We start from the raw sequence: 22451 nt of genomic DNA on the forward strand, positions 1-22451 counted from the left end.
GTAACTTTTTCTTAAAACACGCATCGCAATAGTTTATCCTTATAGCATAGTTAGTAGTAAGGATAAGTTAATGTCTGGCACGCATAATAAAGCGCAACTACCGAGTAATCCAACTCTTAAAGAAATTAACTGGTATAAAAAACAAATAAACTGGGGCGAACTTCCGCCCTTCTATCACCTTGTCGCCTCATCAGTGAGCGAGTCAGAGGGGATATTAGAACATGGTTTTGATAATGCCGTAAAAAAAATAATTGATAGGCGCAATTGGAACCTCGATTTACTCGGAGGTCATGAAGACGCTCTTGGAGAGATATATTGTGAAAACAAGCCAAGAATTGCGCTGCACCAAGTATTTACCGACCGAGGCTTTGAATTATGGGCACTGCCTTATGCAAAAGACGTTACAATAGATAAATACGTAAAAGATAACCGCTTTATAGAGTTTAACGAGTGGGATCCAGTGTCAATGAAAAGTTTGATTCGGATTAATCAATTACATAAGTTTATTGGCTTTTACTTTGAGCGTGGTGACAAAGCAGATAAAGCACTTATTCTTCATGCGCACAAAGTAGTACATAAAATCATTAGTTTTTTACAACGAGAATTGAACGTTGTAAAGCTAGATGGGGTCACAATCAAAGAATTGTATCAATTGTGCGAACGAGATAGCAGAGCATGCAGTGATGAAATTGACATTGCTAAACTCATGCTAGGTGAAGATCATAACAAGGAATAAAATGCAGCTTAAATCAGCCTTTATTACATTACTCACTACACTTTTAACTTTTAGTGTGCTGGTAAGTGAGCCATTAAAGGCACAAACTAATTTTACATTACCCGATCTTGGTACTTCAGCATTGCAAGCTTTGCCTCTAGAAAAAGAGCAAGCAATCGGGAAAGTAATGATGATGCAAATTCGTGGCTCATCACCGGTTGTTAATGATCCTGTGCTTGATGAGTATTTAACAACGATCGGCCACAAGCTGGTTGCTAATGCAAATGATGTTCGCTTTCCGTTTTCATTTTTTTGGATCAACAATCCGGAAATAAACGCATTTGCTTTTTATGGTGGCCATGTTGGGGTACACACCGGTTTAATTGCACAGTCCGATAACGAAAGTCAGTTTGCCTCAGTACTTGGTCACGAAATTGCCCACGTTACCCAGCGCCATCTTGCACGTCGCATGCAACAACAACAAGATAACAGCGCCCTCACTATTGCCGGTATGATTGCCGGTATTTTAGCATCAGTTGTGTCACCAGATGCCGGTATCGCGATTATCTCAGCTAGTCAAACACAAAGCGCATTTAGTCAACTCACTCACAGCCGTTCAGCTGAGCAAGAAGCCGACCGAATTGGTATGCAAACACTCAATAATGCAGGATTTGACCCATACGCATCCAGTGAATTCTTAACCAAACTTGCTGCGCAAATTCGTTATAAATACAAGCCACCGGCCTTTTTACTTACTCACCCATTACCTGAGAGCCGCGTGTCTGATGTGCGCTTGCGTGCACAGCAATTTGAAAAACGCCAACTTCCGGATAGCTTAGAATTTAATCTTGCCAAAAGCCGCGTGATTGCTCGCTACCACCAAACACCAGAAGCAGCTGAAAATTTCTTTAGAAAGCTCATACGTGAAAACAGTTTTTATAATAAAACAGCGCTTAATTATGGCTTGGGTATTAGTTTATTGGATCAAAAAAAGCTCGATGAAGCGGCGCCTATTTTAGACGAACTTTTAAAGTCTGATCCTAAAAATTTATTCTACATTGATACGCATACTGATCTACTGATAGCACAAAAAAAAGCCGCCGAGGCAGTAAAATTTTTAGCCGCATTGCATGAAAATCGTCCTAACAATCAAGTTATTACCTTAAACCTTGCCAATGCAGCACTTGAAGCTGAGCAATACGATGTTGCAGTGCAAATATTAAAATCATTTTTACTCGAAAAACCTGAACATAATTTAGGCATGCAACTTCTTGCAGATGCCTATAAAAAGCAAGATAACTTAGCCGCTTATCATGAAGCAAATGCCGACGTTCTTGCACAATACGGCGCCTACTTAAAAGCCGCTGACGAAGTACAAAAAGCACTCAACTTTGTAGAACCGCAAGAGCTAATTAAACAACAACGTCTCAAAGCATTGTTAACGCAATACCGACAAATGCAAAAAGAGCTCGCAAGGCTTTAAGTCTGGTGCTGCTTGCCCTAAAATAGCCTTACTTTATCTAATTGGATTGTTACTATGTCTGTTACTATTTTTCATAATCCACGTTGTTCAAAATCGCGTGAAACATTAGCTCTACTTGAACAAAAATCGATTCAGCCAGAGATAATCGAATACTTAAAAACTCCACTGAATCATGAGCAAATCAGCATTTTAGTTAAACAGTTAGGGTTTTCTTCAGTTCGTGAACTAATGCGCACTAAAGAAGATATTTACAAAGACCTAGACCTTAAAAATGAGCATGATGAAAACGTACTCATTGCAGCCATGGTTAGCAATCCAAAATTAATTGAGCGCCCTATTGTGGTAAATGACAATAAAGCCGCTCTGGGTCGCCCACCAGAAAACGTACTAAGCGTACTTTAATGAGCGTCACTATTGTTGTGTTGTATCATTCAAGTCACGGCTCTGTTGCAGCCATGGCACATGAGATTGCAGAGTCGATTGAATGCCAAGGCGGTACTGCAATGCTAAGAACCTTTGTAGCAAGAGAACCTCACGATATTGTGATCAGCAAAGATGACTTAATCCAGTGTGATGGGTTAGCATTTGGCACCCCTACTCGCTTTGGTATGATGGCCTCACAAGCCAAAGCTTTTTGGGAAACCACCAGCGACTTATGGTTAAAAGGGCAATTAATAGATAAACCAGCCTGTGTATTCTCATCATCAAGTAGCATGCATGGTGGCAATGAAGCAACGTTGCTTAATTTGTCACTGCCGTTATTACACCACGGTATGCTGTTAATGGGTGTGCCGTATGAAGTACCTGAGTTACTTGCCACACAAACCGGTGGCACTCCCTATGGTGCAAGCCATGTTGCTGGTGCACAAAATAGCGCGCAATTAAGTAAAGACGAAATTAAAATTTGCCAAAGCGTTGGCCAACGCTTAGTTAAAATTACGAGAAAATTACAATGACATCGCACAGCGATTTAAACCCACAACTGACGCCGAAAAAGGCTATCACTATCCGTTTTCAACGTATTGCAATAATTGGTTATATTGGCTTGTTACTGCTGATGCCACTTTGGTTGTTTTTATTAGAGCCTAGAGAAGGTCATAGCAATGGATTTATTTTTGTTGTGTATATTCTGCCGCTTTTACTGCCGCTAAAAGGCATCATTCAAGATAAACCTTATACGTATGCGTGGGCAAACTTTATCGTTATGTTTTATTTTATTCACGGTTTTACCCTACTGTGGGTCGCACAAGAACAACTAATATGGGTCGTTTTAGAGCTGCTGTTCGCCAGTATGATGTTTATTGGTTGTACTTATTATGCACGTCACCGCGGTCAAGAGCTGGGACTAAAAATTCAAAAACTAAAAGATGAGTTAGCAACAGAAAAAGCGGCTCATGAATTTAATAAAAAAGACTAAAGTTAATACCAAACGACTTAAATATTTAACCATTCTAGCGAGCTAAATGGTCAGTAACTTAACACGATTGGTATAACAACTAAAAAACGCGCTTAATTAGCGCGTTTTTGTCTACGGTGCATGCAAGAAGCTTAAACAACTTCACTTAACGTTGCCAATGCCACAATACTTGCTAAGCCTAGCTGCCCAACTAAACTGATCAATGAGCAACAACGCAGTACAAATAACCCCCATGGGTGTTTAATATGCGGGTATAAAGCGCAGCGCTTCAAACTCATTGCAAAAAAGAAGCAAACTATAGCTAATATAGTCAAGCAAAGCGTCAACTCACTTTTAATCGCAAGTGTATCATCAAAAAAGAAAAACAACTGTAGCGGCAACAATAAAGTCACGATGGCATGTAAGGCGTGAACTTTTTTGATCCGCGAAAATTGTCCATCCGGCGATAATTCTTTAATACCAAAATCACGCTCTAAGCATTTCACTAACTGACTGGCTTTAACACTCACTGCTAAACGATAACAACTTAAGCCATCACAGTTACGAACACGAAAGTCATAGCCAGACTTCAATAATAGCACCATCAAAGGTTCATTTTTTGCTAGTACCGCATAATGTAAAGCACTGTTACCAAGGGCATCACGTTGTTTTTTATCTTGTTTATCTAATAAGGTTTGTACTAAATTAACAAACCCTTTTTCAACTGCCCACATAAAGGCCGTTTTACCATTTTCATCCGCCAACGTGCCTGTTGCACCTTGCTCTATAAAACGCATCGCCATCGTTTGTTTAGCTGTGTCAAAACGCAAATGCGCCAACAGTGCTTGTTCTAATAGCACCACTGAGTCAACATCTGGTGATACTTGGGTCAATAAGGTGAAATAATCCTTTCCACCAGCAACTTTTTTCGCCGCTAATTCACTTAACGCATTAACGTCATCGATTGAGTCAGGTATAAAGGTGCTAAAACGTTCACGAAAATCAACTTCTTTCCACAGTGCCAAAGCATCTTCAGCACTCATTTTACTGCCCGCATTGAGCGCATACTCGATGATTGTAAAATAGCGTTTTGAGAATAACTGAGATAATAACGTAACGGGTGTTTCTATCGTTGTTTGTGACGCTACAGCTGCATATTTTTCAAGGCGTTGGCAAAGTAATAGCACTAAACTCTCTGGGCTATACTCGTTATCAAAATAGTAATCTTTAGCTGCCGAAATATACTGTTGAGCGGCTTCATCATATTCACAGATATGTTGGAAAAAACACTCTTCAAATGGCTCAAGGGGAGTTAACCAGGTTAAATAATAGATAGGCGGTAGCACAGTTGTACACACGCCATTGTCTTCTTCAGTCGAGCGACAAGCCGGCCATGCTTCTAAAGCGTCTAAAATAAATGCACCGTTTTGCTCAATAAGTCCTTTGACTAATAACGGGTATTCTTTAGGCCAAATAAGTACATTTTCCATTAAAAAAACACAACTCCAGTGTCTATCTTGCTCGGTACAAAGGTCAGTAAAAGAGTTTAACAACTACAAACTGACACTGCGCTTAATATAATTTTAAGTACCCCAGTAAATTAGTGATACCAGTGGGTATGTAAGCGCTTATTCTAGCATACCCAAAACCACACGCTATAGCCAAACCGTGTGATTTTAAAAGAAAATAACAAAGCACCATGCAGTTAACACTGCATGGTGCTTTAGGTTGGAGACTTACTTGAAAATGATTACTTACTGTTAAGCTCAGCTGTCACTTGGTCAAGGCCAACTTCTGAAATTCGTTGAATAACTTCTTTTTGCTTTGCACTGAGTAACGAAATACCTTCAGCGACAATATCATATACTTTCCAGCTACCATCTTTACCTTGGCGAAGCTTAAAGTGTAAGTCAATCGTTGGCGCATTATCTGCAATAATTTGCGTCTTAACCGTGGCAAACTCACCCTCTGCAGCATCGTTACTCTCTTCGAATTTTATTTCTTGCCCGGTATATTTCATTAATGCACTAGCATAGGTAGTGGTTAAGTAATGCTCCACTGCACTTATAAATGCAGTCGCTTGTTGGCGATCGATACCTTTAATGTGCTTACCTAATAATTTATAGGAAACAAATTTAACATCTATATTAGGCATTAAATACTGATCAACAATGTGTGCCATGTCACTTTTACTCGCTGTGCCTTGGCTGTTTATTTTGCCAATTTCACTAAACAGCTGATCGCCTACCTGAGTTAATAACTGATTAGGTGACTGTTGTGTTTGCGCAAACAAGGAAGCACTAAAAACTAGCGCGATTAATAATAAATAACGACCAAGTGAAATCATTGTTGATAAGTCCTAAGTAAATCTTGTAGCGTAATTTACGCTGTTCATAAGAGATTAAAAAGCCTCAAAATAGCACCTTATTAGTGCCAGCACGGCATCAATTGATTTAATCTTTTTATTTCATATTGTTAGCTAAGCTCATGCAATAACACACAGAGTCTGTGAATTTATGCCACTTGAATTAGCCTCCCCCACGCCCTTATTTTGTAAATAACGTTTTCATCTAAAGAGCTTTACCATGTTATTTAAAACATTAACTGTATTGATTTTATTATCTATTTCCATGTTCAGCAGACTATCTTATGGTGCGCCCTATACACTTTCCCCTCATGGCTATGCCATTAATTACATTCAGGGGGAAGGTGATGTTAAAGGCTTAAAATTGGCATACCAATACCATGCTCCGGCACTACAATCATTAATTGAAAATACCCATATTTACTTAGAATCAAGTATTAATATTTGGGAATACGGCGCAGATAATAGCCATCAGACAAATGTTGTCCTTGCAATGTCCCCGGTATTTCAACATCTGATCAGCTCAGTGCGCGGTATTCCTCTGTATTTCGAAGCCGGCATAGGAATTTCATTAGTCAATGACACTCACTTCGCCGGCAAAAATGTGAGTACCCACTACCAGTTTGAAGACCGACTAGGCTTTATTGCTGATTTTGGAAAAACCAAAGCTGCGGTGCGTTATTTACACTATTCAAATGCAGGGTTTAAAAGACCAAACCCAGGTCTTGATTTTATTTCGCTGTCGTTTTCTAGACGTTTTTAACCCTAGAAATCTTTGCTACACTGAGTACTTATAAATGACTCATTAGAGATCACCATGCAAATTTGGCATATACTCATCATCATCTTAGTGTTGGCAATCATTATCGGTAATATTTTGCTGATCAAACACTCAGCAAAAATGGATTTTAAAAAACCAACCGATGAAGATGAACTAAAATCAGAGCAACAAAAAAAGCCCTAACTAAGTTTTGTTAGGGCTTTACATCGTAGGAGATGTTCTTTACTGCAGCTCCTCACGCAGCTCTTTGGTTGCTTTAACCATATTATCAAGAGCTTGTCGCGTTTCTTCCCAACCACGGGTTTTCAAACCACAGTCCGGGTTTACCCATAAACGCGCAACCGGTATTTTTCGTGCGGCTTTATGGATCAACGTTTTCATCCATGCAATATCCGGTACATTCGGAGTGTGAATATCATATACACCTGGACCAATATCATTTGGATAATCAAAATTCTCAAATGCTTCAAGTAGTTCCATGTTAGAACGTGAGGTTTCAATGGTGATCACATCGGCATCCATATCTGCAATCGCGGCAATAATACCGTTAAATTCGGCGTAACACATGTGAGTATGAATTTGTGTTTCATCTTTCACACCGCTTGCTGAGACCCTAAATGCATACGCTGCCCATTCTAAATATGCTTGCCATTGGCTACATTTAAGCGGCATACCTTCACGAAATGCAGGTTCATCAATTTGAATAATATCAATACCGGCATTTTGTAAATCGACCACTTCATCACGTAACGCAAGTGCAATTTGATTAGCGATGGTGGGTTTGTCTAAATCATCACGAATGAATGACCAAAACAGAATAGTTACAGGACCTGTTAGCATGCCTTTCATTTTCTTACTCGTCAGCGACTGTGCGTATTTTGTCCACTGAACCGTCATCGCTTGTTCACGTGATACATCCCCCCAAATTACAGGTGGTTTCACACATCGCGAGCCGTAGCTTTGCACCCAACCAAACTGGGTAAAAGCAAAGCCTTCTAATAGTTCAGCAAAGTATTCAACCATGTCATTACGCTCCGCTTCGCCGTGCACTAACACATCTAAATCAAGCGCCTCTTGCTCTTCAACAGCGTAACGAATTTCTGCTTTCATTTGCCTTTGATAATCATCCGCAGATAATTCACCGGCTTTATAATCACGGCGTGCTTGACGAATTACTTGAGTTTGTGGAAATGATCCTATCGTGGTGGTCGGCAGTAGCGGTAAATTAAGTGCTGCATGTTGTTTTTCAATACGTTGGGAAAATGCATGATTACGCTTACCGTCTTTTGCGGTGAGTGCAGTTACACGCTTTTGTACAGCTGTATTATTTACACGAGTAGAGGTTAAGCGTGCTTTAATAGGTGCTGAATAAGCAACGAGCTCACTGCTATCATTGCTTTCAAGCGCGGCTTTTAATAATGACAACTCTTGGCCTTTTTGTTTTGCAAATGCAAGCCATGAACAAAGCTCATCATCGAGCTTTTCTTCTTGCTCTAAATCAACCGGTGTATGCAGTAAAGAACAAGATGGAGCAAGCCATAGATTATCACCGCGCTTTAGCGCAATGTCTTTTATGCTATTAAATACAACCTCTAAATCAGTACGCCAAATATTACGGCCATTTACTACGCCTAATGATAAAACTTGATCTGTACTTAATAATATATCTAGTTTTGCAACATCAACATTTGTTGCAACACAATCAAAATGTACGCCATCAACAGGGTAACCTGCAATATCATCAAAGTAGGCAGTGACTGAGTCAAAATAACTAGCAAGTAACAACTTCACGCCTTGACCTGCAAGTGCACGAAAGCTTGTTTTTAATGCCTCTTGATAATCTTCTGTCAGCTCTAAACCTAATATAGGCTCATCAACCTGTACCCATTCAATCCCTTGCTGCGCTAATTTAGCGAACACGTGTTGATAAACAGCTAATAGTTTTTCAAGTAAGCTAAGTTTATCAAACTCCTCACCTGCACATTTTGCTAAGTAAAGATAAGTGACTGGGCCGACCAATACTACTTTTGCATTGTGCCCCAATGCTTGTGCTTGAGTAACTTGCTCGAATAACTCAGTCCAGGTTAGTTGAAACTGCTGATCATGAGTTAGCTCTGGAACTATGTAATGATAATTAGTATTAAACCACTTTGTCATTTCGCTTGCTGCACATGAACAACCGCTTGGTGCGCGACCACGCCCAATACGAAATAATGTATCAAGATCAATGCTACCATCCGCTTTTTGATGACGCTTGGGCACTGCGCCAATCAATAAAGAGGTAGATAACACATGGTCATACCAAGCAAAGTCACCTACCGGTAATAAATCAATCCCAGCATCTGCTTGAAGAGCCCAATTTTCTGCGCGGATCGTCTTACCTTGTTCAAGCAACTGCGCTTGGCTGATTTTACCAGCCCAGTATGATTCTACTGCAAATTTTAGTTCACGCTTTCTACCTATGCGAGGAAAACCTAAGTTATGTAATTGTGCCATGTTGAAATTCCCTTCCAGCTGTTTAGATAGCTAAAACCATAAACCTATACCTGACATCAAACAATTGATGCTTCCTCAGTTTCAACTTGAGGTAAATTCATGGAAATATTTTTTTGCAAACTCAAAAAATATAATGACAACGCTGTCAAATATGATGCCATAGTATATTTGTAAATTTCACGTAAAAAAATGGGGTTTATAGCCATCTAGACGTTGATGCATCTTAATTTAAGGCGTATTATGGCTGTAATCTGAGTTAAACTCACCTTTACCATGAGAATTATTAAAGATGATTGATGTAAAACACTTAAAGACCATCGCAACCTTGAAAGAAACCGGTTCCTTGGTAAATACTGCGCGCGAATTATTTTTGACTCAATCCGCTTTGTCTCATCAAATCAAAGATTTAGAAAACAAACTTGATTGCCAACTATTTGAACGTAAAACTCAACCGGTGCGCTTTACCCCACAAGGTATGCTATTACTTGAACTTGCCAGCGAAGTACTCCCGCGTGTTGAAGCAACCAAATGCCGTTTAAAAGAAAGTCTTAATCAACCAATTTCACAATTACGACTTAGTGTTGAATGCCATGCTTGTTTTCATTGGTTATTACCAACAATTAAAGAATTCAATAACTTTTGGCCTGATATCAAAGTTGATTATGAGCGCGGCTTTAGTTATGACGCTATTCCTGATCTGCTCAGTGATGAATTAGATTTAGTACTCACTTCAGACATTCGTGAACCAGATAAACTTGAATACGCACATTTATTTGATTTTAAACTTAAATTAATTGTTGCTCCTGATCATGAACTAGCGAAAAAAGCCTATGTAACGGCACTTGATTTGAAAAACGAGACGATTATTTCGTACCCTATTCCACGAGAGCGTCAGGATATCTTCAAACATTTTATTCAAAATGCACGTTTTGATGGCACCTTGAAAACCGTAGATCAGGGCTTGCTCATTTTTCAGCTTGTCAGTGCCGGAATGGGGGTTGCAGCATTACCGGATTGGTTAGTAACACCATATGAAAGCCAAGGACTCATTAAGTCGATTCCATTAGGCGCACTGGGATTAACCCGTCCAATGTATTTAGCCATGAAAAAGAATATGAAAGATAACCCAGTGTATCGCCACTTTTTAAATACCTGTAAGTTAAATAACGGTCGATAAAATAGGTTTAACCCAGTAGCATACAGAAAACCCCTTTATGTGTGCTACTGTGATGTTTGAACTGAAAAAAATCCTCGGTGCAATGCTGATGCCATTGCCTCTGTTTGCTCTACTGTGCTTTGTTTGCTTATTAATCGCACTGCGTACCAAGAAAGTCAGCGTATTTATTGGTTTAATCGCAATCACCAGTTTATTGCTGATTAGTACCCCTTTTATTGGTCAAAAAATAATTGCTCCAAATTCACAGTTAAAGTATATTTTTGATACAAGTAAACAGCCGATACTCGATAAAATAGTGGTACTTGGTTGTGATATAAATCCTAACCCAAAACTTAACGCCAATAGCCAACTTGGTAATTGTGCTAAAAGCCGCCTAATCGAAGGTATGCGCTTAGCATATGTGTACCCACAAGCTCAACTTATTGTTTCAGGTGGCGGTTACAATAAAGTGACCAACAGTAGTTTGATGCAACAAACCGCGATAAGTTTAGGTATTGATGCGCAGCGTATTAAACAAAATCCTACGGCTATGGATACCGCCGATGAAGCACGGCTTTTAGCACCTGCTCTAGTTGATTTTAAAGTTGCACTGGTAACTTCGGCAAGTCACATGGCACGAGCAAAAGATCTATTTAATAGCCAAGGCGTTGATGTTATTCCCGCCGCCACTGATTTTTACGATTTCTCAGCGTGGCCTCATCACAAACAATATATTCCGAGTGTTGAAGTATTAAAGGCAGTCACAAGTTATTGGCATGAAGTAATCGGTAGTACGTGGATAAGTGTGCGCCGCTGGATTGATCCAGAAGCGCTTTAACATCTCACTCACTTAAAGTGAAGTAGCTGGCAACTCAAACTGGGTTGTCTATATCAATAAAGGTTACATCAAAGCCATGTTGCTCAGCCAATAACTCACCGAGCGCTTTTATGCCATAGCGTTCGGTGGCGTGATGGCCTGCGGCAAAAAAATCGATCTTTTGCTCACGAGAACTGTGAATGGTCTGCTCTGAAGCCTCGCCTGTTAAATAGGCATCAATCCCCTGGCTAGCAGCCAAATCAATATAACCTTGACCACCTCCAGTACACCAAGCGATGGTCTCAATTAGCTCATCACGTACTAGGCTAACTAAAGGTTCACGAGCGAGCACTGTTGATATTTTTTGTGCAAATTGCTCACCACTCATTGGGATTTTTAAACGCCCTTTGACTGCGACACTATTTGCTACAGGCTCCAAACCATCGAGTATTTCTAAATCAAGTAGCTGTGCTAATTGCGCGTTATTACCGATTGCTGGATGCACATCAAGAGGTAAATGATAGGCAAATAAATTGATATCATGATTAAGTAACGCAGCTATGCGACGCTTTTTCATACCGGTAATAGGTTGCGCTTCACCTTTCCAGAAGTAACCATGATGAACCAATATTGTATCTGCGCCATGTGCAATTGCAGCATCGATTAATGCTTGACTAGCAGTGACACCTGTAACAATTTTTTTAATCTGTTCACGTCCTTCGACTTGTAGCCCATTTGGGCAAAAGTCTTGAATAGAATCAGGTCTTAAAATGGTATTTAGTAATTGGTTAAATTCTCTGCGCTGCATTTTTTTATTCCAGATTAGCGTTAAATTTTGTGCAAATTTTGGCGTTTATAGGGCTAAAATGGAAGGAAAATCGTAAAAAATTGAAAAGTAAGTCAAAAATAGGTATAAATAAATATTCTCAATCTGTGTTTACAACGTATAGGGCCTCTGATGAGCAAACTAGACAAAACAGAAGTATTAAATGCCTTTGAAGCAGCATACCAAGCAGCCAATGGTAAGAAACCTGAAATCACCAGCAAACCTGGTTGGTACAGCATCGACGGCGGCAAAAACTTGCGCCTTGCAGAAGTTGCTGAATTAACAGAGCAGCTAACTTCAGGCGATACGTCTGCACAACCTGCAGCAACAGCACCTGCTAAGAAAACTAAAACTAAATCAGCAGTGCCAGCTAAAGCAGCTGTTAAAAAACCACCATTTACTATAACAACAGCTAATGAAGAAGGTTACACTGCCGAAGAGTTTTGGATTGTGTACCTAGCTAAAAAAGATCACGATTGCCGCTTACCTCGCGGTGTTGTGTAATAACTTTAGACTCATAGCATAAAAAAACCGCTTTTAAGCGGTTTTTTTATGGCCAACAACGTTGAGTTTTGTATTCAACCACCCTGATATATACCCACAGATAACAATAAACACGGTACCAACAAGAACTGGCATAATCAAAAAGTCCCAACTTTGACCACTGACCATAATCAAAATAGGGTTGGCCCCTGCTGCAGGATGTATGGTGTTAGTCAACATCATTACGGTCACAGCTAATCCAGTCGCAATAGCAATACTGATCGGATCCACGCCTATAAAACTAATAAAAGCCAAACCTATCACGGCAGTGATGAAATGCCCTACAATAACATTTTTTGCTTTTGCTAAAGGGCTGTTTGGTACACCAAACACCAGTACCGCAGTTGCGCCAAATGGTGCCATAAGCCATACACCATAATTCCCTAAACTTTCTAAATATGCTAATACCGAAAGTGTCAGTGCTGAAAAGATACCCGCGATAACGGCTTTGTAAAATACATCATTCATTAATATTACTTCCTTCAGCGGTAGACCGACTTGTCTACATTTAGATGATAGACAATTCGGTCTACTTATGTCAAGCTTACTTTTTGACTAGGAGCAACCATGGATAAACGTACCCAGATAATTAATACCGCACTCAGTGCGTTCTATCAAAGAGGGATCCATGCGGTAGGCATTAATGAAATACTTAAAGAAGCAGGTGTTGCAAAAAAAACGCTTTATAATCATTTTGTCAGTAAAGATGAGTTGATCTGTGCGTGTTTAGAGCTCAGAGATCAGCGCTTTAATCAGTGGTTGTATGAACAATTAGAAAACTGCAATACCCCCTTCGAAGTGGCTGATGCACTTTTTAGCGCACTCTCCGCTTGGATAGACAATAAAGTCTCTGAGCTTGGACCTTTTAATGGCTGTTTTTTTATTAATACCGCAGCGGAGTTTCCACACAGCGAGCACCCTATCGCGATGCTTTGCAAAGCACACAAAGAATCAGTTTTACAGTTATTGTTCGATAAACTCTCACACACAGAACAACTTAAAGGTCAGTTAGAAAAAACCATACAGTTAGCACAATTATTAATGACCTTAAAAGAAGGTATGATCTGTCAGGCTAGAGTGACGCACTCCAGTAATACACTAATGCAAGACCCAGTATTATTACGCCAACTTATAGCAAGTAGCATATAAAAAAAGCGGCTATTCAGCCGCTTTTGATTGTTTATAACACTAATAATTACTTATCTTCAAAGTACAATTTGTCGCGTGCTTTTTTGCCAACTTCATTCATAGTCGCGGCATCAAATAACCGACCGTTGATCATCGTATAATCAACTTTATCTGTATCACGAATATTAGTCAGTGGATTACCATCGATCACCATTAAGTCAGCCAGTTTACCGACTTCCAATGAGCCGATATTCTGATCAAGGCCGATGTACTTGGCCGGATCAAGCGTCGCCGCACGAATAGCTTCCAGTGGACTCATACCACCTTGAGCAAACATCCAAATCTCCCAGTGCGCTGCAAGGCCTTCGCGCTGACCATGTGCACCTAGATTCACTAAAACACCTAAATCTTGTAGCTCTTTTGCTACCCGTGCATTGTTAAAGTGATTATAGTGGTGATCGGGTGCTTTAACACGGCGCATTGAACGTGGTAGTAATTGGTTTTTTGGCACAAATTTACTTAAGCGCGGGTGATTCCACACATCAGTCTTATCATACCAATAGTTTTCTCCCCAGATGCCCCCATATGCCACACCAAGTGTTGGCGTGTAGCCTACATCACTTTGTGACCAAAGCTGCTTGATATCATCATAAATATTCGCCACGGGAATTGAGTGCTCAATGCCCGTATGACCATCAACCACCATCGTTAAATTATGCTGTAATAATGAACCACCTTCTGGCACCACCATCATTTCAAGCTCTCGGCCAGCTTCAATTACTTGTTGGCGTTGTTCACGTCGTGGTTGGTTGTATGATTTAACACTAAACGCGCCAACTTTCTTTAATCGCTCTAAGTGAAATTTAGCATCATCTAACGAATCAATGTGTGATGTATAACCTGGCATATTGGCACCATATAAAATAGTACCGGTTGAGAAAATACGTGGGCCTACAATAGTCCCCGCTTTTTGCATTTCGCTGGCTGTAAAAATCTCTGTTGTATCGTTTGATGGATCGTGAATTGTCGTGACGCCTAACGATAGGCCCGCTAAGTTTTTCCAATTTTGCTCAGGAATGATCTCATCGCTGCCTTGTGAACCATGCGCATGCGCGTCAACAATTCCTGGCATAATTGTTTTGCCAGATACATCAATTACCTGTGCGCCTTTTGGAATGTTAATATCAGCAGCTGTGCCAACGGCTTTAATATGTTTACCATCGGTTAATAGTATTCCATTTTCAATGACTTGCTCACCTTTCATGGTAATAATACGTGCGCCCGTTAAAGCTATCATGCCTTTTGGTTCAGCCATTTTGCTACTAAAGCCAATGTTATCGCCACTTTTTACTTTGAAGTCAGCGTCATCCGCTTTATTGATATCAAATAAACCTGCCAAACTTGCATGATAAAGCTCTGGGCCTAGCGTCCAATACAGTTTATCGCTGCTGGCGCTCCAGCTGATATTCTCACCGGCACGAACAGATAACTGCTCAATCGGAAATTGGCTGTCTTTAGGACCAATATTAATGGTTTTACCACTTTGCACTAATGGCGTAACAAACACTTTAAAACGTTCAGCAAAAGCGAGGTACTTGCCATCAGGCGATACTCTAAACTCAGTAGCATGCTCTGACTCATAAAGCTTAGTGATTTTTTTCGAATCAAGTTCAACCACACTTAGCGTTGGCTTAGGCCATGGGCTCATCACAAAAACTCGATCATTAGCTGATGCAAACTGCGGCTGATAACCACTTTTAGAAATCAACTCAGCTTTCCCGCCTTTGCTACTCACTGCATAAATACCCGGATGCAGTGACCAATCAGGGTTTAAGATGCTGCCTCCTGAGGCTTTACGGTACACCACTGTTTTGCCATCAGGGCTGAATGTTGGCTCAACATATTTACCTGGCTCTGTGGTAATATCATCACCGCGACCACTGCGCGCAGAGACAACTCGAACAGCACCCTGTTCGTTATCATCCCAGGTTACATAAACTATTTTTTTACCATCACGGGAAAACTGCGGGAACAACTCAAAGTGGTCATCTTGTTTAGTTAAACGCTTTATTTTTCCTGACTCTAAATCGCGTTTATAAATATGTCCTAGCGCTTCAAAAATTGCTGTTTCACCATCCGGCGAAATCTGTACATTACGCAACATTTTTACAGCAAATTCATCGCTATCAATGTTTTGTGTAAAACGCACTGCTTGTTGAATTTTTTTACTGGTTTTTACTTCAAATGGTACGGTTTCTACATCGCCATCTTGCACATCAAGTTTATGAATAGTACCGCCAGCCCAAAATACCAGTTGGTTATTATCTGGTGTCCATGCAATGGTTGGATACACGCCATGAATAGCCCAAGTCTCTTGCATATCACGTTCAAGCTTGTCATATAGCTTAGTATGCTTACCGCTGGTTAAGTCATATAGGTAGAGGCTAGTTTGAAAATCATCTCGTTTAATATACGCAAGCTTCTTACCGTCTGGCGACGGGGTTGGTCTAATCGCGCCGCCCATACCATCAATAATCGTTTCTATCTCACCCGTTTCGCGATCGTAACGCTTGATTTTATAAATGCCAGCAACCGAATCTTTTGAATAATGAAAGGTTTTACCCGGCGTCGCATCATGTGAAAAATAAACATATCGGCCATCAGGTGAAAACATCGGCTCACCTAAATCTTTTTGATCATTCTCACGTTTAGTGAGTTGTACACCTTTGCCACCCGCTTTATGATAAAGCCATACTTCACCTGCGCCTAATGAACGGCTCGCTGTAAAATGCTTACGAGCAACAATATAGTCGCCGTCGGGACTCCATGCGGGGCTGTTCAATAAGCGAAACGTTTCATCGGTTACCGCGGTTTGATTCTCACCGTTTAAATCCATCAACCAGATATTATCGCCGCCACCTTGATCAGAGGTAAACGCAATATGTTTACCATCAGGACTAAAACGCGGTTGCATTTGCCATGCGATATCAGAGGTCAGTTGAGTGGCAGTGCCACCAGCCATCGGCATAGTGTAAATATCGCCCAGCAAATCAAACACAATGGTTTTGCCATCAGGACTGACATCGATATTCATCCAAGTGCCTTGAGAGACACTTATATTAGCATCAACAAATTGCCCTTGTGGCGCATCCACTTGCCATTTTTTGTCATCATTATCTTGTGCCTGAGCCTGACCATATAGCGCCAGTGACACAGCTACAGCCATTGCTGTATGAAGCATTTTTTTCATCGCCTTCTCGCTTATTTTTATTGCGGTTTTTCATCTTATAAACATGATTGCAACAAAAACGGCAGCAACTTACCAGCGATATCTGATAAAGCGTCGTTATTTGGCGGTTAATGCCATTTTATTGGATCAAACTGATAATAGCCGACCAATAAATTGTATATTTCAGGATCATAATGGCGCAGCTCACTGGGCTTTTCGAGAAAAGTTTCGGTGATCACGGCAAAAAATTCGGCTTCATTTGTTGCACCATAACTATGAATAACATGCGGCATATTATACGCAACATGCGTTTTTAACTGATTATAAGCGCGGCTAAAAACACGCCCCCACTGTTTATAATCTACTTCTTTAGCTAATATAGGCGTGCCTGTGGTTTTACCTGTTTCTTGATCGAGTTGGTGAGCAAATTCATGAAACACTAAATTATGTCCGTCACTGGGTAAGCGGTTCCCTTCAAGCACATCGTGCCAGCTCAGTACTAAAGTCCCTCCAGGCCATGACTCGCCTTGACGAACAGTATTATGATAGCTTACTAATCCGGCACTATCACGAGATGTCTGCGGCGCGTAATAAGCACTTGGGTACAGCAAAATTTCTTTCACATTTTGATAAAGTGGCCATGGTTTATTAAGCACCAACACACACGCATCCGCAGCAATTATTAACTTCATACTCTCGTTAAGAATTAAACCATCACAACCAATAAAGCGTTTTTCATTTAGAAACCAGACAATATGACGCTCTAATTTTTCCCGATCAGCATCCGTCATTTTTTGATAAATAGGCATATACCGTAACAATAATGTTTTTTGCTTTTCATCTAAACGATAATCTTGATACTTTTTTTGCCACAAGCGGTTTTGAATAACCGGCCAACGCCAATAAACAACTACAAACGCAATCAGCGCAAATATTAATAATCCATTTACCATTAAAAGGTCCTATCAACAGGTGTAGCTTATTAATATGTCCTGTGAGGATAAAATTCAATCATCTAGCCTAGCAACAGCTAAAAAAACCGCCCATAACTATGTTATAGACGGTCAGCTATATTATTTCGTAAAATCAATTATATTAACGATATAAACGGTCCCAAGCACAAGTACGGTAACCATTACGTTCAAAGTAAAAGTTATTACAATTGTCATCGTAGTTGCTATTGCCGACATCAATACGATGACCACTAATATATTGATTATGTAATGACACCTGCTGGCCGTTATACAACAAAGTAAAATGCACGTGAGGACCTGATGATTGTCCCCCTTCACATAGTGCTTGGTAATAATTGTTCGCATAACGACCGAGCCATGCACCTGACTGCACAAAATCACCGCTACTATACTGCAGATTAGACATATGATAATAGTTGGTTGAATAACCACTCGAATGCGTTACGCGGATATTACATGACGAAAAACGTGTGATAGTACCACCATGCGCCGCTTGAACATATGGTGTATTTGCGCCCCAACCACCAGAGCCATTATTAAAATCAAGCGATGAATATGGATAACCAGAGCCAGTATTAGAGTGAGCCCCACCGCTGTACCAATAATAACCTGATGACCATGGTAAGTTCATTGAAAAACTAGCCGCAGCAAACTGCTGATTGCTACTTTGTAGTGCACTTTTAGAGGATCTTTGTAACTGAGCGCGACTATCAGGGAATAGACGCTCAAACGTCGCTAAAAAGCCGGTCAGATCGCTCTTAGCGTAATTAACATTATCTTTGCTTAATGCTTGTTTTTTAAGAACACTGACCAATGCTACTGTCGCTGCAGTACTGCTGTTGGTATTGACTCTATTCGTGATTTCCTCGCCCGCATACTTCGATGTATTCGAGGAGGCTTGGCTATCTTGCCACTGTTTATATGCATAAAAACGTTGACTTAACATCATTACGACATCTTCAAGCTGGGCATCAAAACCGTGTTCGTCCGATAAACCTGCAAAAGCATTATTAAGATCTGCGTCAGGATCAGAAAGTAAGCCACTTTGCAGCTCAATCAAGGCTAAGATAACTTTAGGGTTGATACTTGTATAACCTGCCCAGTGCAAAACACGCTCTTTTTTATCTTCCAGTACTGGCGCATGCAGAGCAAAGAAATTATCCCAATCTTCATGCAACAAGTCATTATTGAACACAAACTGAGTATCGTCCACAGCCACCAAGGAGGTTAACTTAAGTGACTCAATGGACTGTGCAGTAAAGTTAAAATCATTCTGCTTATGGCCTTGTGCAAACACCGCTGGCGACACACCTAAAACACCTGCTAATGCTACATATATCATCTTACTTTTCATCTTTTGTTCCTTCTGTTCACATCAAAAGACCCCAAAGAGGGAACGAAAGGTATAGCATCAAACCCAATTAAATGTTAATAAAATGTCTTAATATATGTATTAGTATATATTATGTACCCGAAAAGCAATGGCCTGTAGCGTGTTTTCCCAAATACTCTACTATAACTTTTAGAGTGTTATAACTTCGACTCGATTTCGCCCATTACTTTTTGCTTGATAAAGCGCTTGGTCAGCTTGCGCCAGTAACCTGTCATAGTCATTAACTGCCAATGAATCAGCGACTCCAAAACTAACCGTTACCGATAACCCGCTAGCGATGTTTGAAAAATCGTAGTTTGCAATTTGCACACGTAATTCTTCACATAATTGAGCGGCTTGTTGCGCGGTTTTATGAGGGAATAGTAATGTAAATTCTTCACCTCCCCAGCGAGCAACTTGACTATCATCACTCTCATTGAGCTCTCCTAGCATATGAGCAACCACACAAATTACACGGTCGCCAACAATATGTGACCACCCATCATTAATTCGCTTAAAATGATCAATATCCATAATCGCAATAGCGAGAGGTGAACCATGCTGTTTAAAATCAGCAAAATTGTCCGCAAGCCAACAGTCAAAGGCACGACGGTTTGGTAAATCAGTTAGTTGATCATGGGTTGCTTGATGAGCAAAGGCATCTGTTTGTTGTTGCAGATCATTAGTTTGTTGCTCAACCCGCTTAATCAACTCTATCTCTATTTTTTTATAATGATAAAGCCGGTATCTATAAAGCCCGTAGACTAATGCTAATAAACCGATAAAAACCATTATTTTAAAAGTAATTTTTTGCCAAAAATATGACTGAATCACAAACGTTAAGGTTTTATCATTATTTTGCCATTGCCCATTAGGGTAGCCCGAACGTACCTTAAAAGTATACTTTCCCGGTGGTAAATTAGTGTATTCCGTAATGGTTAATTGATTACGATTAACCCACACATTATTATAACCAGTCAATTGGGTCTGGTAATTCAACCGATGAGGCATAATAAAACTTAGGCCAGCATAATGAAAAGAGAGCCGCGAAACGCCAAGCGGTAAAATAATTTCTTCATCTTGCTGCACCAAGGGGGTCATTTTGCCATCTACATACATTGCCTCAATAATTGTCGGTAATGTTTTCTTTGTAGCTTGCTTTAATCGTTCAGGGACGATAGTACTTGCCCCTTGCGCTGTAGCAATCCAAATACTGCCATCTTTGTGCAGCACTGCAGAAGGATTAGACCCGCCATTAGCCTGAGCGCTTAGCATGCCATCTCCTTCATCATATAGCTGATACTGGATTGGCAACGCATTATTTTGTGCTAACTGCGCTAGCCGCTGTTTGACCTGTTTTTGATTTACTTGGATCACACCGCGATTACTAGATAACCAAAACGAATCTCCCTGTGCCACAACTTGAAACAACTTATCAACTGGCAAGCCTTGTTCACGCCCAAGAATACTCATTTCTCCAGTTGGGATATGACACCGGACAAGACCACGGTCTGTCGCCATCCAAATATATTCAGATTCAGCATAAAAACCAAAAGCATATTCAGCATCAAAATGGGCAGGAAACACTTTAGCCGTAAATTTTTCTAAATTTGGGCTAAAAGATGCTACTCCAACGCCGGTTCCAATCCATACATTGCCATAATTGTCTTCACTAAGGGCTATAATAAAATCACCAGGTAAACCATCTGTACTTGAAAACTGCTTCAGAGAGCCATCCACGTCTATTCGTGTCAAACCTGCTGCAGTTCCCACCCATAAGCGCCCTGCACTATCAAATAACAACGCCCTAACTTCATTACTGGCTAAGCCATTTTGACGATCCAGAACAGGATAAACTTTACCATTGATAATCCGCATCAAACCTGAAGTATAGGTCCCGAGCCAAATTTGACCTTGCGCATCTTCGGCTAAACTTAAAACCGATAACGGATCATTCCCATAAGCAGGAGGGAATGTGTTTACTTTATTATCTTCAATGCGATTTAAACCAAGGCTGCTGCCTACCCATAAGCTACCATCAGAATGCGACAACACGGTACGGACATAATCGCCTGTCAACCCTCGTTTTGTGGTCCAAGTCGAAAAAGCGGCTTCACGCAATCGGTATAAACCGCCATTTGTGCCAACCCAAATACTATTTTCACGATCTTGTAATAACGATAAAATCCGATTTGCAGGTAAACCAGCGTCAGCATCAAGTTGTTCAAGTCCTAACGGGCTTAATCGAAACACCCCTTTATTGATCGTACCAAACCAAAGATCATCATGGTCATCTTGTAAAATACTTGAGATAGCCTCATTTTTAAGTTGAGCATGAATACTGATAAAACGGTTGTTTACCTGTTTCCATGCACCTTGTTCACTGCCGACTATGAGCTCACCTTGGCGGGTCAAATACAAGGTGTATATTGGGCTTTGTGGTAAACCGGAATCGGGAGTGATTAAACGCGCTGTTTTATTATTAATTTGATACAAGCCATTGCTGGTTGCAACCCAGATAATACCTGCATTGTCTTCTATTAGACGATAAGCACTGAGGTTTTCTAAAATCGCCGTGTCCGGCGCACTATCAAACTCTCGATATACAACACCTTGGCCCTCAAGGGCTAACCAAGTTTCATCTGAAGGCGTTTTTAATACGTGATTTACCATCGCAGTCGCATTTGGCTTGGCATGCCATTGCCCTTGATATAAATGACTGATCCCCCCTCGAGCGCCCACTATGTATAGACCGCCATCAGCTTGTGGGGCTAAACTACGTAAACCAGAATCTGGTAAACCAGTTATTTCCGTACGTGTAAACAGTTTAAACTCTCGGCCATTAAATCGGGCTAATCCTTCCCAAGTGGCAATCCACACGTAACCATCATTTGTTTGTACCACGCTATTGATACTATTATGAGGCAAACCAGAACGGGTATTCCAGGTTTCAGCAAAGTAGTCATTAAGAGGTAAGCGGGTTTGCTCAGCAGCAAAGCAACTAAAAACAACAAAAAAGAAAAAGCAAAGACCTAAACGAATCATTATACTAAACGCCTTCGTAATTATGGCGAGCTAACAACTTAGCATGAACGCAAATTAAATAGATAATGATTTTCCAGTAGTTAACTATCATTATGTTTTCTTGTATATGAATTATACTAACATAG

Annotated in this window: 20 protein-coding genes; 11 read left to right on the plus strand and 9 right to left on the minus strand. The window is 40.4% G+C overall.

The genetic code is table 11. The features are described 5' to 3' along the window. The first annotated feature begins 70 nt into the window (after nucleotides 1-70). The 5 genes from H5163_RS08690 to H5163_RS08710 are packed head-to-tail and all read left to right on the plus strand — an operon-like array spanning nucleotide 71 to nucleotide 3615. A complete protein-coding gene (locus tag H5163_RS08690; RefSeq protein ID WP_145240995.1) occupies nucleotides 71-736 on the plus strand; it encodes a hypothetical protein in 666 nt (221 codons plus the stop codon). Between the two features lies 1 nt (nucleotide 737). Beyond that, nucleotides 738-2198 carry a M48 family metalloprotease gene (locus H5163_RS08695; RefSeq protein WP_145240997.1) on the plus strand — a complete coding sequence of 487 codons (1461 nt, stop codon included), beginning with the start codon at nucleotides 738-740 and terminating at the stop codon, nucleotides 2196-2198. Nucleotides 2199-2252: 54 nt separating this feature from the next. Continuing rightward, nucleotides 2253-2600, plus strand: coding sequence for an arsenate reductase (glutaredoxin) (gene arsC / locus H5163_RS08700; protein WP_145240999.1), 348 nt, complete (start codon nucleotides 2253-2255; stop codon nucleotides 2598-2600). Continuing rightward, nucleotides 2600-3154, plus strand: coding sequence for an NAD(P)H:quinone oxidoreductase (wrbA, locus tag H5163_RS08705; RefSeq protein WP_182734934.1), 555 nt, complete (start codon nucleotides 2600-2602; stop codon nucleotides 3152-3154). Before arsC ends, wrbA begins: the two co-directional genes overlap by 1 nt. Then, a complete protein-coding gene (locus H5163_RS08710; protein ID WP_145241003.1) occupies nucleotides 3151-3615 on the plus strand; it encodes a DUF2069 domain-containing protein in 465 nt (154 codons plus the stop codon). Before wrbA ends, H5163_RS08710 begins: the two co-directional genes overlap by 4 nt. A 131-nt stretch (nucleotides 3616-3746) precedes the next feature. Here the strand turns inward: H5163_RS08710 and H5163_RS08715 are convergent, their stop codons facing one another. Further along, nucleotides 3747-5084: an ankyrin repeat domain-containing protein gene (locus tag H5163_RS08715; protein ID WP_145241005.1), complete on the minus strand. Its 1338-nt coding sequence runs from the start codon at nucleotides 5082-5084 to the stop codon at nucleotides 3747-3749. 260 nt (nucleotides 5085-5344) lie between these two features. Next, on the minus strand, nucleotides 5345-5941 hold the full coding sequence (locus H5163_RS08720) for a phospholipid-binding protein MlaC (RefSeq protein WP_145241007.1): 597 nt from the start codon (nucleotides 5939-5941) through the stop codon (nucleotides 5345-5347). Nucleotides 5942-6179: 238 nt separating this feature from the next. On the opposite strand from H5163_RS08720, the gene H5163_RS08725 reads away from it, so the two are divergent. Together H5163_RS08725 and H5163_RS08730 are read left to right on the plus strand one after the other, a co-directional pair. Next, entirely contained in the window at nucleotides 6180-6722 is a 543-nt protein-coding gene (locus tag H5163_RS08725; RefSeq protein ID WP_182734935.1) for an acyloxyacyl hydrolase, read from the plus strand. A 54-nt stretch (nucleotides 6723-6776) separates the two neighbouring features. Further along, on the plus strand, nucleotides 6777-6923 hold the full coding sequence (locus H5163_RS08730; protein ID WP_145241011.1) for a DUF2897 family protein: 147 nt from the start codon (nucleotides 6777-6779) through the stop codon (nucleotides 6921-6923). A 39-nt stretch (nucleotides 6924-6962) separates the two neighbouring features. Here H5163_RS08730 and metE read toward each other — a convergent pair whose 3' ends face one another. Next, nucleotides 6963-9236: a 5-methyltetrahydropteroyltriglutamate--homocysteine S-methyltransferase gene (metE, locus tag H5163_RS08735; RefSeq protein WP_182734936.1), complete on the minus strand. Its 2274-nt coding sequence runs from the start codon at nucleotides 9234-9236 to the stop codon at nucleotides 6963-6965. Between the two features lie 289 nt (nucleotides 9237-9525). Between metE and H5163_RS08740 the strand changes: the two genes are divergently transcribed. Both H5163_RS08740 and H5163_RS08745 read left to right on the plus strand, forming a co-directional pair. After that, nucleotides 9526-10413 (plus strand): LysR family transcriptional regulator, encoded by an 888-nt coding sequence (locus H5163_RS08740; RefSeq protein ID WP_145241014.1) that lies wholly within the window; start codon nucleotides 9526-9528, stop codon nucleotides 10411-10413. A 52-nt stretch (nucleotides 10414-10465) separates the two neighbouring features. Then, complete coding sequence (locus tag H5163_RS08745) at nucleotides 10466-11230, plus strand: ElyC/SanA/YdcF family protein (protein ID WP_149982829.1); 765 nt, start codon at nucleotides 10466-10468, stop codon at nucleotides 11228-11230. A 34-nt stretch (nucleotides 11231-11264) separates the two neighbouring features. Here H5163_RS08745 and H5163_RS08750 read toward each other — a convergent pair whose 3' ends face one another. Next, a complete protein-coding gene (locus H5163_RS08750; RefSeq protein ID WP_149982830.1) occupies nucleotides 11265-12017 on the minus strand; it encodes a Nif3-like dinuclear metal center hexameric protein in 753 nt (250 codons plus the stop codon). A gap of 150 nt (nucleotides 12018-12167) precedes the next feature. Here H5163_RS08750 and H5163_RS08755 point away from each other — a divergent pair, with 150 nt between their 5' ends. Beyond that, nucleotides 12168-12539, plus strand: coding sequence for a hypothetical protein (locus H5163_RS08755; protein WP_145241020.1), 372 nt, complete (start codon nucleotides 12168-12170; stop codon nucleotides 12537-12539). Nucleotides 12540-12572: 33 nt separating this feature from the next. On the opposite strand, the gene H5163_RS08760 is transcribed toward H5163_RS08755, so the two are convergent. Next, complete coding sequence (locus H5163_RS08760) at nucleotides 12573-13046, minus strand: HPP family protein (protein WP_182718429.1); 474 nt, start codon at nucleotides 13044-13046, stop codon at nucleotides 12573-12575. Between the two features lie 99 nt (nucleotides 13047-13145). On the opposite strand from H5163_RS08760, the gene H5163_RS08765 reads away from it, so the two are divergent. Continuing rightward, nucleotides 13146-13727 carry a TetR/AcrR family transcriptional regulator gene (locus H5163_RS08765; RefSeq protein WP_182734937.1) on the plus strand — a complete coding sequence of 194 codons (582 nt, stop codon included), beginning with the start codon at nucleotides 13146-13148 and terminating at the stop codon, nucleotides 13725-13727. A gap of 46 nt (nucleotides 13728-13773) precedes the next feature. Here H5163_RS08765 and H5163_RS08770 read toward each other — a convergent pair whose 3' ends face one another. The 4 genes from H5163_RS08770 to H5163_RS08785 all read right to left on the minus strand — a co-directional run bounded on the left by H5163_RS08770 (nucleotide 13774) and on the right by H5163_RS08785 (nucleotide 22326). Next, nucleotides 13774-16956, minus strand: a complete 3183-nt coding sequence (locus H5163_RS08770) for an amidohydrolase family protein (RefSeq protein ID WP_182734938.1) — start codon at nucleotides 16954-16956, stop codon at nucleotides 13774-13776. A 107-nt stretch (nucleotides 16957-17063) separates the two neighbouring features. Next, entirely contained in the window at nucleotides 17064-17888 is an 825-nt protein-coding gene (locus tag H5163_RS08775) for a M90 family metallopeptidase (RefSeq protein WP_182734939.1), read from the minus strand. A 142-nt stretch (nucleotides 17889-18030) separates the two neighbouring features. Continuing rightward, nucleotides 18031-19263, minus strand: coding sequence for a M23 family metallopeptidase (locus H5163_RS08780; protein ID WP_182734940.1), 1233 nt, complete (start codon nucleotides 19261-19263; stop codon nucleotides 18031-18033). A 168-nt stretch (nucleotides 19264-19431) separates the two neighbouring features. Continuing rightward, complete coding sequence (locus H5163_RS08785; RefSeq protein WP_182734941.1) at nucleotides 19432-22326, minus strand: ligand-binding sensor domain-containing diguanylate cyclase; 2895 nt, start codon at nucleotides 22324-22326, stop codon at nucleotides 19432-19434. Between the last annotated feature and the right edge of the window lie 125 nt (nucleotides 22327-22451).

This window comes from Pseudoalteromonas sp. SG44-8 (genome assembly GCF_014164125.1).
Taxonomy (GTDB): Bacteria; Pseudomonadota; Gammaproteobacteria; order Enterobacterales; family Alteromonadaceae; genus Pseudoalteromonas; species Pseudoalteromonas rhizosphaerae.

Excerpts from the sequence above, each read along its gene's own strand:
- H5163_RS08740 (WP_145241014.1), top strand. The coding sequence starts at position 9,526 with ATGATTGATGTAAAACACTTAAAGACCATCGCAACCTTGAAAGAAACC.
- H5163_RS08780 (WP_182734940.1), bottom strand. The coding sequence starts at position 19,263 with ATGAAAAGTAAGATGATATATGTAGCATTAGCAGGTGTTTTAGGTGTG.
- H5163_RS08755 (WP_145241020.1), top strand. The coding sequence starts at position 12,168 with ATGAGCAAACTAGACAAAACAGAAGTATTAAATGCCTTTGAAGCAGCA.
- metE (WP_182734936.1), bottom strand. The coding sequence starts at position 9,236 with ATGGCACAATTACATAACTTAGGTTTTCCTCGCATAGGTAGAAAGCGT.
- H5163_RS08695 (WP_145240997.1), top strand. The coding sequence starts at position 738 with ATGCAGCTTAAATCAGCCTTTATTACATTACTCACTACACTTTTAACT.
- H5163_RS08765 (WP_182734937.1), top strand. The coding sequence starts at position 13,146 with ATGGATAAACGTACCCAGATAATTAATACCGCACTCAGTGCGTTCTAT.
- H5163_RS08715 (WP_145241005.1), bottom strand. The coding sequence starts at position 5,084 with ATGGAAAATGTACTTATTTGGCCTAAAGAATACCCGTTATTAGTCAAA.
- H5163_RS08745 (WP_149982829.1), top strand. The coding sequence starts at position 10,466 with ATGTTTGAACTGAAAAAAATCCTCGGTGCAATGCTGATGCCATTGCCT.
- arsC (WP_145240999.1), top strand. The coding sequence starts at position 2,253 with ATGTCTGTTACTATTTTTCATAATCCACGTTGTTCAAAATCGCGTGAA.
- H5163_RS08710 (WP_145241003.1), top strand. The coding sequence starts at position 3,151 with ATGACATCGCACAGCGATTTAAACCCACAACTGACGCCGAAAAAGGCT.
- H5163_RS08775 (WP_182734939.1), bottom strand. The coding sequence starts at position 17,888 with ATGGTAAATGGATTATTAATATTTGCGCTGATTGCGTTTGTAGTTGTT.
- H5163_RS08690 (WP_145240995.1), top strand. The coding sequence starts at position 71 with ATGTCTGGCACGCATAATAAAGCGCAACTACCGAGTAATCCAACTCTT.
- H5163_RS08760 (WP_182718429.1), bottom strand. The coding sequence starts at position 13,046 with ATGAATGATGTATTTTACAAAGCCGTTATCGCGGGTATCTTTTCAGCA.
- H5163_RS08770 (WP_182734938.1), bottom strand. The coding sequence starts at position 16,956 with ATGAAAAAAATGCTTCATACAGCAATGGCTGTAGCTGTGTCACTGGCG.
- H5163_RS08750 (WP_149982830.1), bottom strand. The coding sequence starts at position 12,017 with ATGCAGCGCAGAGAATTTAACCAATTACTAAATACCATTTTAAGACCT.
- H5163_RS08720 (WP_145241007.1), bottom strand. The coding sequence starts at position 5,941 with ATGATTTCACTTGGTCGTTATTTATTATTAATCGCGCTAGTTTTTAGT.
- H5163_RS08730 (WP_145241011.1), top strand. The coding sequence starts at position 6,777 with ATGCAAATTTGGCATATACTCATCATCATCTTAGTGTTGGCAATCATT.
- H5163_RS08725 (WP_182734935.1), top strand. The coding sequence starts at position 6,180 with ATGTTATTTAAAACATTAACTGTATTGATTTTATTATCTATTTCCATG.
- wrbA (WP_182734934.1), top strand. The coding sequence starts at position 2,600 with ATGAGCGTCACTATTGTTGTGTTGTATCATTCAAGTCACGGCTCTGTT.
- H5163_RS08785 (WP_182734941.1), bottom strand. The coding sequence starts at position 22,326 with ATGATTCGTTTAGGTCTTTGCTTTTTCTTTTTTGTTGTTTTTAGTTGC.